This window comes from Nonomuraea sp. NPDC050394, assembly GCF_044459065.1.
GTDB lineage: Bacteria > Actinomycetota > Actinomycetes > Streptosporangiales > Streptosporangiaceae > Nonomuraea.
The window spans coordinates 928,639-941,251 of the sequence record NZ_JBITIO010000003.1 but is presented as its reverse complement, the minus strand read 5'-3'; the positions used below and the strand labels follow the sequence as shown (position 1 = coordinate 941,251).

General features: G+C 70.1%; 10 protein-coding genes. 5 read left to right on the top strand and 5 right to left on the bottom strand.

The genetic code is table 11. The features are described from left to right. Positions 1-175 precede the first annotated feature (175 nt). A complete protein-coding gene (locus tag ACIBKY_RS17345) occupies positions 176-1,450 on the bottom strand; it encodes an MFS transporter (protein ID WP_397097638.1) in 1,275 nt (424 codons plus the stop codon). Between the two features lie 161 nt (positions 1,451-1,611). Here ACIBKY_RS17345 and ACIBKY_RS17340 point away from each other — a divergent pair, with 161 nt between their 5' ends. Both ACIBKY_RS17340 and mug read left to right on the top strand, forming a co-directional pair. After that, the gene (locus ACIBKY_RS17340) at positions 1,612-3,012 is read left to right on the top strand and encodes a sugar porter family MFS transporter (RefSeq protein ID WP_397097637.1); all 1,401 of its coding nucleotides are present in this window, start codon (positions 1,612-1,614) and stop codon (positions 3,010-3,012) included. 10 nt (positions 3,013-3,022) lie between these two features. Then, complete coding sequence (mug, locus tag ACIBKY_RS17335) at positions 3,023-3,547, top strand: G/U mismatch-specific DNA glycosylase (protein ID WP_397097636.1); 525 nt, start codon at positions 3,023-3,025, stop codon at positions 3,545-3,547. Here the strand turns inward: mug and ACIBKY_RS17330 are convergent. From ACIBKY_RS17330 to ACIBKY_RS17320, 3 genes are all read right to left on the bottom strand, one after another. After that, a complete protein-coding gene (locus tag ACIBKY_RS17330) occupies positions 3,539-4,063 on the bottom strand; it encodes a DUF1707 domain-containing protein (RefSeq protein ID WP_397097635.1) in 525 nt (174 codons plus the stop codon). The two genes, mug and ACIBKY_RS17330, sit on opposite strands and share 9 nt — an antisense overlap. A 5-nt stretch (positions 4,064-4,068) precedes the next feature. After that, on the bottom strand, positions 4,069-4,803 hold the full coding sequence (locus ACIBKY_RS17325) for a PadR family transcriptional regulator (RefSeq protein ID WP_397097634.1): 735 nt from the start codon (positions 4,801-4,803) through the stop codon (positions 4,069-4,071). Positions 4,804-4,870: 67 nt separating this feature from the next. Further along, positions 4,871-5,392, bottom strand: coding sequence for a CGNR zinc finger domain-containing protein (locus ACIBKY_RS17320; RefSeq protein WP_397097633.1), 522 nt, complete (start codon positions 5,390-5,392; stop codon positions 4,871-4,873). Between the two features lie 52 nt (positions 5,393-5,444). Here ACIBKY_RS17320 and ACIBKY_RS17315 point away from each other — a divergent pair, with 52 nt between their 5' ends. After that, a complete protein-coding gene (locus tag ACIBKY_RS17315; protein ID WP_397097632.1) occupies positions 5,445-6,698 on the top strand; it encodes an MFS transporter in 1,254 nt (417 codons plus the stop codon). Between the two features lie 83 nt (positions 6,699-6,781). Here the strand turns inward: ACIBKY_RS17315 and ACIBKY_RS17310 are convergent, their stop codons facing one another. Then, positions 6,782-8,719 (bottom strand): ricin-type beta-trefoil lectin domain protein, encoded by a 1,938-nt coding sequence (locus ACIBKY_RS17310; protein WP_397097631.1) that lies wholly within the window; start codon positions 8,717-8,719, stop codon positions 6,782-6,784. Between the two features lie 264 nt (positions 8,720-8,983). On the opposite strand from ACIBKY_RS17310, the gene ACIBKY_RS17305 reads away from it, so the two are divergent. Continuing rightward, positions 8,984-9,712 (top strand): metal-dependent hydrolase, encoded by a 729-nt coding sequence (locus tag ACIBKY_RS17305; RefSeq protein ID WP_397097630.1) that lies wholly within the window; start codon positions 8,984-8,986, stop codon positions 9,710-9,712. A gap of 154 nt (positions 9,713-9,866) precedes the next feature. Beyond that, a complete protein-coding gene (gene acnA, locus ACIBKY_RS17300) occupies positions 9,867-12,581 on the top strand; it encodes an aconitate hydratase AcnA (protein ID WP_397097629.1) in 2,715 nt (904 codons plus the stop codon). The last annotated feature ends 32 nt before the right edge of the window (positions 12,582-12,613 follow it).

The window sequence follows — 12,613 nt, the reverse complement described above, 5'->3', positions numbered from 1 at the left end:
GACCTCGGGACCCCGGACTTCCGGACCTCGGGACCCCGGACTTCCGGACCTCGGGACCCCGGACTTCCGGACCTCGGGACCCCGGACTTCCGGACCTCGGGACCCCGGACTTCCGGACCCCCGGAGGCCTGACCCTCACTGCGGGGTCAGGGGTGCCGGAGTCTGTGGGTGTGAGTCAGGGGTGGGTGGTGAGGGGTTCGCGGGTGCGCTGGGCGTGGCGGACGGCGGGGCCCAGGGCCAGGCCGGCGGTGAGGAACAGGCCGCCCAGGACGAGCCAGCCCGCCGTGCCCCAGCCGATCAGCAGCGTGGTCATGAGCACCGGTCCCAGCATGCGGGCGATCTGCGGGCCCATGCCGAAGAAGCCCTGGTACTGGCCCTGCTTGTCGGCCGGGGCCAGGCCGAAGCCGAGTTCCCAGGCGGCGGCGCCCTGCATCATCTCGCCGAACACCTGGACGAGGGCGGCGGCCACCAGCACCGCCACCGCCGCCCACGGGCCGAGGTGGGCGCCGGACACCGCGTACACGAGGCAGGCGGCCAGGAAGACCCAGCCGGACCGGGCGCCCACCTTGGCGGCGCTGGGCAGGTCGGTGACCTGGCGGGCCACCCGTACCTGGAAGATCACGACCGAGAGCATGTTGACCACGAGCAGCGCGGCGGCGACGGGTTTGGGGGCGTCGGTGCGTTCGACGATCCAGAGCGGCAGGCCGAGGCTGAGCAGCGGCATGTTCAGGTACATGATCGCGTTGAGGAAGGTGATCAGCGCGTAGGGGCGGTCGCGCAGGACGGCCAGGCGCGGCGCGCGGGTCCCGGGCGGGCGCGGTGCGCGGGTCTCGGGCGGGCGCGGCGCGTGGGTTCCGGCCGGGGCGGCGGGGACGGGCGGCACCTCGGGCAGGCGGAGCAGCATGAGCGCGGCCAGCAGGAAGGCGACGGCGTCCAGGGCGAAGACGGCCAGGTAGGCGGGCGCGGTGTCGAAGGAGAGCGCCAGCCCGCCGATTCCGGCACCCACCGCGAGCCCGGCGTTCAGCGTCGACTGCAGGTGGGCGCGGACGGCGGTGCGCTCCTCCGGAGGCACCAGCCCGGCCAGCAGCGCCTGCCGGGCGGAGGTGAGCCCGCCCTGGCAGCAGGCGTACAGGCAGGCCACGAGGATGAACAGCGGGTAGGCGCGCACGACCAGGAAGGCGCTGAGGGCCAGCGCGGTCGCCACCGCGAGCACGACGGCGGTACGCCGCGGCCCCCACCGGTCGGCCACGTGTCCCAGCGGTACCCCGGCCAGCATGCCGCACGCCCATGCCACGGTCAGCGCCACGCCGACCTGCGCGGCCGAGAGCCCGACGACCCGGGTGAAGAACAGCGCGGAGGAGGCGTAGAAGGCGCCGTCGCCGAGGGAGTTGGTGAGCTGCGCCAGCGCGAGGGTCCTGGCAGGCCCGGGAGGCGGGACGATCCGTGACATGCAGGTACATTAATCGCCAGACTTAGCCCGATATAAGCGCCATTTTCCCTCTTTCTCATTGGGCCAAGTCCGCTCCTGTTTCGGCCGGTCCCACACCACAGCTCCCTCTCTTTGCCTAAGTGGAGCCGTTTATTGATCAATCTCCGGGTACGTCCGGAAACATGGCCACACCGCAGTCGCAGCAGGAGAACCTGGGGCACGTCGTCTTCATCACGGCCGCGGCCGCCATCGGCGGCTTCCTGTTCGGCTACGACAGCTCCGTCATCAACGGCGCCGTCACCGGCATCCAGAAACACTTCCAGGTCGGCTCGGTCGAGACCGGCTTCGTGGTGGCGATCGCGCTGCTCGGCTCCGCCATCGGCGCGTGGGTCGGCGGCGGGCTGGCCGACCGGTGGGGCAGGACCCGCACCATGCAGGTCGCCGCGGCGCTGTTCGCGATCAGCTCGATCGGCCAGATGCTGCCGTTCGCGATCTGGGACCTGGCGTTCTGGCGGGTGCTGGCCGGTGTGGCGATCGGCATGGCCTCGGTGCTCGGGCCGACGTACATCGCGGAGGTGGCGCCGCCCGCCTACCGGGGGCGTCTCGGGTCGTTCCAGCAACTGGCGATCGTGCTCGGCATCGCGGTGTCGCAACTGGTCAACTACCTGCTGGCGCGGGTGGCGGGCGGCGACGTGAACAACCCGCTGTGGGGCCTGCAGGCGTGGCAGTGGATGCTGGGCGCGTGTGTGGTGCCGGCGCTGCTGTACCTGTTGTTCGCCTCCACCATCCCCGAGTCGCCGCGCTACCTGATCGCGGCCGGGCGCTCGACGGTGGCGCGGAAGGTGCTGGCCGAGGTCGAGGGCCCGGACATCGACCTGGACGCCCGCGTGGCCGAGATCCAGCACTCGCTGAAGACCGAGGCCCGCCCGACGATGAAGGACCTGCGCGGCCGGGCGCTCGGCCTGCTGCCGATCGTCTGGATCGGCATCATCCTGTCGGTGTTCCAGCAGTTCGTCGGCATCAACGTGATCTTCTACTACTCCTCGGTGCTCTGGCAGTCGGTCGGCATCGACCAGAGCAACTCGCTGCTGATCAGCTTCTCCAGCTCCGTCATCAACATCATCGGCACGTTCATCGCCATCTCGCTGGTCGACCGGATCGGCCGCCGGCCGCTGCTGCTGATCGGCTCGGCGGGCATGGCGATCTCGCTGGGCACGGCGGCGTGGGCGTTCAGCGCGGCCCAGACGGTCAACGGCGCGGTCACGCTGCCGAACCCGCAGGGCACGATCGCGCTGGTCGCCGCCAACGTGTTCGTGCTGTTCTTCGCCCTGTCCTGGGGCGTGGTGGTCTGGGTGCTGCTGGGGGAGATGTTCCCGAACAGGATCCGCGCCGCCGCCCTCGGCGTCGCCGCCGCGGCCCAGTGGATCGCGAACTGGCTGATCACGGTCTCGTTCCCGGCGCTGTCGGAGTGGAACCTGCCGTTCACCTACGCGATGTACGCCGCGTTCGCCGTCCTGTCCTTCCTCTTCGTCGCCAAGTGGGTCAAGGAGACCAAGGGCCGCAAGCTCGAAGACATGGGCTAATCTCGCCGCTGTGATCGACGACGTGCTCGGCCCCCATCTCGATGTGCTCTTCTGCGGCATCAACCCCGGGCTCATGTCGGAGGCCACCGGGCATCACTTCGCCCGGCCGGGCAACCGGTTCTGGCCCGCGCTGCACCTGTCGGGGTTCACGCCGCGCCTGCTGGCGCCGGCCGAGCAGCACCTGCTGCCGTCCTATGGGCTGGGGATCACCAACATCGTGCCCCGGGCGAGCGCGAAGGCCGCCGAGCTGTCGCGGGCCGAGCTCGCGCAGGGGGGTGTACGGCTGGCGGCGCTGCTGAGTGAACACCGGCCCAGAATGCTGGCCGTGCTCGGGGTGTCGGCCTTTCGCACGGCCTTCGCCGTACCCAAGGCGACGATGGGGGCGCAGGAGCGGAAGATCGCGGACACGCCCGTGTGGGTGCTGCCCAACCCGAGCGGGCTGAACGCGCACTGGACCCTCGACGCGATCGCGGCCGAGCTGCGCAGGCTGAGGGAGTCGCTGGCGCCGGGCGGTGAGCCCGGCGTGTCAGCGTAGGGACCGGCGGATGGCCGCGCGGCGGATGGAGCTGAAGATCATCGCGCCGATCGCGAAGAGCAGCACGAACTTCAGTGCCCCGAAGCCGCCCACGATCATGGCGACGATCCCGAACACCACCAGGAACGGCACGATCGGCCCCGGTCCGTGATGGTGGCGGGCGTGGCCCTGGTGCCGCATCTTGTGGCGCATGTCGTGCCACTGCCGGTGCGCGTCGTGCATCTGGTGACGCGCCTCGCGCATCTGGTGACGGTGGGCCCGCATCATTTCCTGGTAGGCGTGCCGGTCGTCCCAGGCGCCCTCCCTGACCGGAGGGGGCGGCGCGTAGCCGTACTCCGAGGAGGGGAGGTCCGCGGTGATCGCGGTCAGGTCGCGTGCGGTGCGGGCGGCCAGCGTGCGGTCGAGTCGCTCGTCGAGCTCCTCATGGTTCAGGCGGCCCTGCGCGAAGTGCTCGCGCAGGGAGGCCATCGTCCGCTCACGCTCGGCATCGCCGATCCGGAGGTCGTGCGCGTCCACTCAGGTCACTCCTCGCCAGGGTCGCCGTCTGCCAGGATCTGGTAGAGCTTGCGGCGCGTCTCCGTGAGGACCTTGCGGGCCTCGCGGATCTGCGCCTCACTGCCAGTCTGCAATACCTGCATCATGGCGAAGGCGGATTGGCGGGCAATATCCCACAAATCTGCAGTGTTGTCGTCGATGTCCGGGCGCATCTCGTCCCACGGGGCGCGTACCTCGTCGGCGTGCGCCTCGATGTAGGCGGTTCCCGCCTCGGTGAGGCGGAAGGTCTTGCGGCCCTCGCTCTCGTCGGCGACGACCAGGCCCTCGTCCGTGAGCTGCTGGAGCGCCGGGTACACGGCGCCGGGGCTGGGCTTCCAGCCGCCCTCGCTGCGCTCGGCGATCTCCTGGATGATCTGGTAGCCGTTGCGGGGCTCCTCGGCCAGAAGGGCGAGGATGGCGGATCGGACGTCGCCGCGCTTGGCCTTGCGGGGCCGGCCGCCCCAGCCTCCCCAGCCGCCGCGACCTCCGCCGAAGGGACCGCCCTGGCCCCAGGGGCCACCGGGACCGAAGCCGAACGGGCCGGGACCGCCGCGCCTGCCGCGGCCTCGGTGCTCGTGCGGACCGCCGCCGCCCCGATGGCGGTGGTGGTGCTCGGCGCTCTGCTCGAAGGCCTCGGAGAGGTTCCTGATCGCCTCACGGGCGGCGCGCTTGAACTCGTGTGCGTGGGGCCAAGGGCCACCTGACGCTTGTGCGGAAGACATGTCTTGCTCCTATCGTCGAATGCTGTCGATGCTTCAAAGATATATCGACAACCGCTCGATGACAAGCCTACGTCGTCCGCTGCCGTTCCGCGTGCGCGCGCACCTTCGCCCGGTTTCCGCACACCCGCATCGAGCACCATCTCCGGGTACGGCTACGCGTCCCGTCCCAGAAAACCCAGGCGCAGGCGTGGTTCGGACACCTCTTCAGCCGCTGCCATTCGCCGGTGGCGGCGGTGTGCGCCCAGGCGGCGGCGATGGCCGCCAGCGGTCCCTCCGCCCGCAGCGGCGCCTCGGCGCTGAGGCTCACCGTCACCGGCAGGTAGGCGAGTACCTCCTCGGCCTTCGTGATGGCCTGCCCGTCCGGCTGCCCGCCGTTGTTGGCGAGCAGCCGTTCCCTGAGTCCCGCCCGCAGCAGCCTGGCCTGCCGGAAGGCGCGCTCGTCCACGCTGCCGGGCAGGTCGTGGGCGGCCAGCCAGCTCCGCAGCCCGCCCGGTTCTGACAGCAGGTCGGTGCCCTCTTCGACGTCGATCGTGTTCGCGAACGCCTCGATGAGCAGGGTCGCGGGAGACGGCTCCATCATGCCTTCCATCTAATCACCTAGACGGTTAAGATCTAACCTTCTAATGCGATAGGTGGTTGGAATGAGAAACGAAGGCGCCCTGGTCGGGTTCACCGCGGTCACGAACCTGGCCGACGGCATCGGCCGGATCGCCCTGCCGATGGCCGCCGTGGGGCTGACCTCCTCACCGGCGCTGATCACCGGCGTGGGCGTGACGCTGACACTGCCGTGGCTGCTGGTCTCGCTGCACGCGGGCGTCCTCGCCGACCGCGGCGACCGGCGGCGGCTGGCCGTCGTGGCCAACCTGGTCCGGCTCGGCGCCGTCGCGGTCCTGCTCGCCGCGGCGATGGCCGATTGGCGGTCCATCCCCCTCCTGTACGCCACCGGTCTCACGCTGGGCGTCGCCGAGGTGGTCGCCAGCGCGGCGATCGGCGCCCTGGTGCCCGCGGCCGTACCGGCCAAGCGGCTGACCCGCGCCAACGCCTGGATCGCCGGGGCCGAGACGCTGATGAACGAGTTCGCCGGTCCCGCGGTCGGCGGCCTGCTGGTCGGGATCGGCCTGTCGGTGGCACTCGGCTCCGCGGGAATCGGCTTCGCGCTGGGCGCCGTCCTGCTCGCGCTGCTCGTCGGCCGCTTCCGCGCCGCATCGGCACCCGAGTCCGGCCGGACGTCGGTCAGCGGCGAGATCCGCGAAGGGCTCGCCTTCCTGTGGAACCACCGGCTCCTGCGCACGCTCAACCTGGCCGTCACCGTGCTCGGCGCGAGCTGGGCGGCCTGGCTGGCGCTGCTGCCGATCTACGCGATCCAGGAACTCCGGCTCGACGCGGCCGGGTATGGCCTGCTCATCAGCGCCATCGGGCTCGGCGGCCTCGCCGGGGCGCTGACGGTCGCATTGATCAACCGGCTGCTGGGCGTGCGCTGGGCCCTGTTCGCCGACCTGGCCGGGACCTTCCTCATGGTGCTCGTCCCGGCCGTGCTGCCCGTGGCGTGGGCGGTCGGCGTCACGGCCTTCGTCGGCGGCATGGGCGGCACGCTGTGGACGGTCAACTCCCGCACGATCGCGCAGCGCATCGTGCCGGACCGGCTGCTCGGCCGCTACACCTCGGCCGGGCGCATGCTGGGCTACGGGGCGATGCCGGTCGCCTCCCTCGTGGCGGGACTCGTCGCCCAGTTCGCCGGGGTCCGGGTGGCCTTCGCGGTGTTCGCCGCGTTCGCTCTGGTGATCGTGGTGCCCTTCTTCCGGGCGGTCACCCCGGCCGCACTGGCCGAGAGTGAGACAGATCACGAAAAAGTTGCGGAATCCGGGAACAGCACGGGAAAGACGGCCGTTATCTAGAGCAGACGAGGTCGTTCCGCGTCGGCAGGGCTGGGGGGTGCTGTCGCCGCTGGAAACGACCTCGTCTGCGTTTTCAGCAAGTTTCAGTAGATGTCGACGGTCATGAACTTCCACGGGTCGGGCCGGCGGCTCTCACCCGGGGTCCAGGTTCCCGTCCTCTGCAAGGTCACCGGCGTGTTGTCGGCCGAGCCCGCCGCGCCGATCAGCCATGTCGGGTCCTTGCGGGAGGCGTGGCCGCCGCCGGACAGGTTCCAGCGCATCGAGTCCGAGTACTGGCCGATCGCCGCCGAGCAGTTCGCCACCTGCACCGGCTGGCCCTGGGCCATCGTGCCGCCCTCGACGTCGGCGCACAGGCCGGGGTCGGCCAGGTTGTGCAGCTGCCCGGAGACCGTGTTGAACCCCCAGAACTGGTCGGCCCTGCCGTCGCAGGAGTACAGCAGCAGGTTCGCGCCGCCGGCCGGCTTGGTCCCCGGCACGTCCAGGCACTTGCCCGACAGTTTCAGCTGCTGGTAGACGACCGCGGTCTTGGCCTCCCAGGTGAACACCTGGCGCTGGTCGCCGCCGTCGCACGGGGCCAGGACCATGCCGTCGCCGAGGGCGCGGGCCGTACCCGGGAAGGTGGCGCACAGCGACGGCGCTCCCGCCGCGTGCAGGCGCGCGCCGTCGAAGGTCCAGCGCTGTGCCGGGCTCGCGTTGCAGTTCCACACCTGTACGGCGGTGCCGGCCACCAGGTTGCCGCCGTTGATGTCGGCGCACCGGTCCTGCGAGAGCTGGGAGTGGACGGCCTGGGTGGACGGGTCGTACCAGAACGCCTGGTTCCTGGTGGCCTCGCACGGCCAGTTGAGCAGCTTGCGGCCGTTGCGCGAGGAATTGCCCTCCACGTCCACGCAGGTTCCGGTCGCCGCATGCCTGAGCTGCTTGAACTCCGGCAGCCCCGCGTAGAGCCGCGGGCTCAGCGAGCCGGCCGGGTTCATGCAGGTGGCCGCGGTGGTGCCGGCGTTGTAGAACTGGGTCAGGCAGGCGCCGAACGCCGCGTGCCCGGAGGAGTTCGGATGGAACGACTGCCGGACCGCGTTCGGGTTGAAGAAGTCGCCGTTGACCGCGTGCAGGCCGGTCACCCAGGTGGTGTCCTGGCAGGGCTCGGTGCCGTGGAAGAGGCGGCTGGCGTCCAGGTAGCGCGCGCCGGCCTGCCGGGCGGCGGCGCGGATGCCCTGCTCGAAGATCGGGACCGCCTTGTTGCGGGCGAAGGCCAGGTCGGACAGGTAGCCGAGGCAGCCGCCGTTGTACCAGCCGGGGAAGTTCGGGTTGTCCTCGACGTCGGGGCTGGCCGGGCCCGGGTAGGACATGGCGACGAGCTGGTAGTCGCCGGGGGCGTACCCGGCCTCGGCCATGATCTGCTTGACGTCGGTCAGCGCCTTGGCCACGCGCGGGACGATGAAGTCGACGCGCTGCTGCCAGGTCGGGTCCTGGTTCGGCCAGCAGTTGCCCTGGAAGAGGACCCGCCGGGTGACGCAGTCGGTCATGGTGGGGCCGAACTCGGGCCCGCCGTCGTCGTTGGCGCCGGCGACCACGGTGATCATCTTGATCCGGGTGTTGCGGGCCTTGATCGACAGGTTCTCGCCCTGGTTGAGCTCCTCGTACTGGTGGGTGCCGCCGATGGTGATGTCGTTGGTCGCGCCGCCGGAGCAGGACAGGTTGTAGGTGACGTCGGCGGGGATCCGCGTGACGTGCACCGCCGCCTTGGTCGAGCGGTGGCACCAGTTGTCGGGGCCGTCGGTGCCGGGTTCGTAGAGAGAGCGGTCCACGGCGCCCTCGCCGGAGATCTCGCTGTCGCCGAGCGTGGCGAGGGAGGTCTTGCGCTGGGGCAGCGGGCGGATGGCGTCGTCGCCGTAGAGCTTGATCGCCTCGGCCTTGCGGATGGTCTCCAGGTGGGGCGGGAGGGGGCTGGCGGTGCTCGCCTGGGCTTGGGCCGGTGTGACGAGCACGGTCAGTGCCGCCAGCAGGGCCAGGGGTAAGCGCATCGGGGGGTACCTCCGGCAGTCGTGAGTGATACTCACAAGTAACCCCAAGATTCCGGAAATGTGAACAGGGCTCATGTGAATTGGTCCTGCGTCCGGCGTGCCGGGCCCGAGGTGGGTGGAGCGGGCGTCAGGGTGTACGGCGGGCGCGGGGATGGCACGAGGCGGTTTCGCCGGTTCTGGCGGCCTTTCTGAAGTGCCAGTGGCCTTGGGGATACCTCCGCAGGGGCGGGATTTTGCATTACAGTAACTCTTTGTGATCTTCGCATGATGGGGCATTCGCACGCGATGACCGGAGCGATCGCGTGGCTCGGACTGGCGCCCGCGTTCGCGGCGCTGCCGTTGCTGAACGAGTCGAGCCGGTTCATCGAGACCGGGATCATGGCCAGTGCGCTGACGCCCTCCGAGCTCATCGCCGGGGCGCTGGTGTGCGCGGGGGCGGCGATGCTGCCCGACCTCGACCACCCGAGCGCGACCATCGCGCAGACGTTCGGGCCGGTGACGTGGGCGTTGTCGAAGGTGGTCGCGTGGATCAGCGGCGGGCACCGGGGGATGACGCACTCGCTGGCGTTCGCGGTGGCGGTGGGGTTCGGGGCGCACTGGCTGGCCAGCACCTATCCGATCGGGCGCGACATCATGGTCGTCCTGCTGATCGGCCTGGCCCTGCGTGCCATCGGCATCGGCATCCCCGGCAACAAGACCGGCTCCGCGATGGTGAACATCGGCCTGACCGCGGGGTTGTTCGTCGTGTTCATGTCGCTCGGGGTCGGGTACGCGTGGCTGGGGCTGGCGGTGGGGATCGGGTGCTTCATCCACGTGGTGGGTGACTGCATGACCGAGAGGGGGTGCCCGGTGCTGTGGCCGCTGGCGGCGCGGTGGGTGCTGCCGTGGAAGATCGGGATCAAGACGGGCAAGAAGTTCGAGCAGAAGATCTTGGCGCCGGTGTTGTCGGTGGCGATCGTCGGGCTGTTGTTCTGGCGGCTCGCGCCCCTGTGAGCGCGGTTTAACTTGATGTCGAGATACTTTAGGGATATCTTGATGTCGAGATATCCGCTGCAACCTGCGGGTTAGGGTTACCTAACGTCTTGTCCGGTCCCCGGGTGCGGCAGGATTTGACTGAGTATTTGGTCCACCGAGGAGGCGATTCACCGTGTCCGCGAACAGCTTCGGCAGCCGTGACACGCTACGCGTCGGCGACGCGTCGTATGAGATTTTCCGGCTGGACGCCGTCGAGGGCTCGGCGCGCCTGCCGTACAGCCTGAAGATCCTGCTGGAGAACCTCCTCCGCACCGAGGACGGCGCCAACATCACCGCCGACCACATCCGCGCCCTGGGCGGATGGGACCCGAAGGCCGCGCCGAGCGTCGAGATCCAGTTCACGCCGGCCCGCGTGATCATGCAGGACTTCACCGGCGTGCCCTGTGTCGTCGACCTGGCCACGATGCGCGAGGCCGTACGCGAGCTCGGCGGGGACGCGACGAAGATCAACCCGCTGGCCCCGGCCGAGATGGTCATCGACCACTCCGTCATCGTCGACTTCTTCGGTCACCCCGACGCCTTCCAGCGCAACGTCGAGCGCGAGTACGAGCGCAACCGCGAGCGCTACCAGTTCCTGCGCTGGGGCCAGACGGCCTTCGACGAGTTCAAGGTCGTCCCGCCCGGCACCGGCATCGTGCACCAGGTCAACATCGAGCACTTGGCCCGCGTGGTGATGACCCGCGACGGCAAGGCCTACCCTGACACGTGCGTGGGCACCGACTCCCACACCACGATGGAGAACGGCATCGGCGTCCTCGGCTGGGGCGTCGGCGGCATCGAGGCCGAGGCCGCGATGCTCGGCCAGCCGATCTCCATGCTGATCCCGCGCGTCGTGGGCTTCAAGCTCAGCGGCAAGCTCCCCGCCGGCGCCACCGCGACCGACCTGGTGCTGACGATCACCGAGATCCTGCGCAAGCACGGCGTGGTCGGCAAGTTCGTCGAGTTCTACGGCGACGGCGTCTCCTCCGTGCCGCTGGCCGACCGGGCCACGATCGGCAACATGAGCCCCGAGTTCGGCTCCACCTGCGCCATCTTCCCGATCGACGGCCAGACCACCAACTACCTGCGCCTCACCGGCCGCTCCGAGGAGCAGATCGCGCTCGTCGAGGCCTACGCCAAGGCCCAGGGCCTCTGGCTCGACCCGGACGGCGCCGAGCCCGAGTTCTCCGAGTACATCGAGCTCGACCTGGCCACGGTCGTCCCGTCGATCGCCGGGCCGAAGCGCCCGCAGGACCGCATCGCCCTGTCGGCCGCCAAGGACACCTGGCGCCACGACGTCGCCAACTTCGTCGCCGACGACGAGGCCGGCAAGGAGAGCTTCCCGGCCTCCGACCCGCCCGCGCAGAGCGCGAACGGCCGGCCGCACAAGCCGTGCCCGGTGACGCTGGCCGACGGCACCACGTTCGAGATCGACCACGGCATCGTCACCATCGCCGCGATCACCAGCTGCACCAACACCTCCAACCCTTACGTGATGCTGGGCGCCGCGCTGCTGGCCCGCAACGCGGTCGACAAGGGCCTGAACCGCAAGCCGTGGGTCAAGACCTCGCTGGCTCCCGGCTCGCAGGTCGTCACCGGGTACTTCGAGCGGTCGGGGCTGCAGCCGTACCTCGACAAGATCGGTTTCAACCTGGTCGGCTACGGCTGCACCACCTGCATCGGCAACTCGGGCCCGCTGATCCCCGAGATCTCCCAGGCGGTCCAGGACAACGACCTGGCCGTCACCGCGGTGCTGTCCGGCAACCGCAACTTCGAGGGCCGCATCAACCCCGACGTGAAGATGAACTACCTGGCCTCGCCGCCGCTGGTGGTCGCCTACGCGCTCGCGGGCACGATGGACATCGACCTCAACAACGAGCCGCTCGGCGTCGGCAACGACGGTGAGCCGGTCTTCCTCAAGGACATCTGGCCCTCGCCCGAGGAGATCGCGGACGTCGTCAACTCCTCGATCGGCCGCGAGATGTTCGAGCGCGACTACGCCGACGTCTTCAAGGGCGACGACACGTGGCGTTCGCTGCCGATCCCCACCGGCAACACCTTCGAGTGGGACCCGGACTCCACCTACGTCCGCAAGGCCCCCTACTTCGAGGGCATGCCGGTCAAGCCGGAGCCGGTCACCGACATCTCCGGCGCCCGCGTGCTGGTCAAGGTGGGCGACTCGGTCACCACCGACCACATCTCGCCCGCCGGCGCGATCAAGGTCGGCACCCCGGCCGCGCAGTACCTCGACGAGCACGGCGTCGCGGTCAAGGACTTCAACTCCTACGGCTCGCGCCGCGGCAACCACGAGGTCATGATCCGCGGCACGTTCGCCAACATCCGCCTGCGCAACCAGATCGCCCCCGGCACCGAGGGCGGCTACACCCGCGACTTCACCCAGGCCGGCGCGCCGGTGTCGTTCATCTACGACGCCTCCGTCAACTACGCCGCCGGCGGCACGCCGCTGGTCGTCCTCGCGGGCAAGGAGTACGGCTCCGGCTCCTCGCGTGACTGGGCTGCCAAGGGCACCGCGCTGCTCGGCGTCCGCGCCGTCATCGCCGAGTCCTACGAGCGCATCCACCGCTCGAACCTGATCGGCATGGGCGTTCTGCCGCTGCAGTACCCGGAGGGCGCCTCGGCCGCGTCCCTGGGGCTCACCGGCGAGGAGACCTTCGAGATCACCGGCGTCGTGGCGCTCAACGACGGCGGCATCCCGCAGACCGTGCACGTGAAGGCCGGCGACGTCGAGTTCGACGCGGTCGTCCGCATCGACACCCCCGGCGAGGCCGACTACTACCGGCACGGCGGCATCATGCAGTACGTGCTCCGCTCGCTGCTGACCAAGTAGCCGGCACGAGACGCCCCGCCGCTGTCCGCTCG

Coding starts and splice junctions, on each gene's coding strand:
- ACIBKY_RS17345 (WP_397097638.1), bottom strand. CDS start 1,450: ATGTCACGGATCGTCCCGCCTCCCGGGCCTGCCAGGACCCTCGCGCTG.
- ACIBKY_RS17340 (WP_397097637.1), top strand. CDS start 1,612: ATGGCCACACCGCAGTCGCAGCAGGAGAACCTGGGGCACGTCGTCTTC.
- ACIBKY_RS17325 (WP_397097634.1), bottom strand. CDS start 4,803: ATGTCTTCCGCACAAGCGTCAGGTGGCCCTTGGCCCCACGCACACGAG.
- ACIBKY_RS17320 (WP_397097633.1), bottom strand. CDS start 5,392: ATGGAAGGCATGATGGAGCCGTCTCCCGCGACCCTGCTCATCGAGGCG.
- ACIBKY_RS17315 (WP_397097632.1), top strand. CDS start 5,445: ATGAGAAACGAAGGCGCCCTGGTCGGGTTCACCGCGGTCACGAACCTG.
- ACIBKY_RS17310 (WP_397097631.1), bottom strand. CDS start 8,719: ATGCGCTTACCCCTGGCCCTGCTGGCGGCACTGACCGTGCTCGTCACA.
- ACIBKY_RS17305 (WP_397097630.1), top strand. CDS start 8,984: ATGATGGGGCATTCGCACGCGATGACCGGAGCGATCGCGTGGCTCGGA.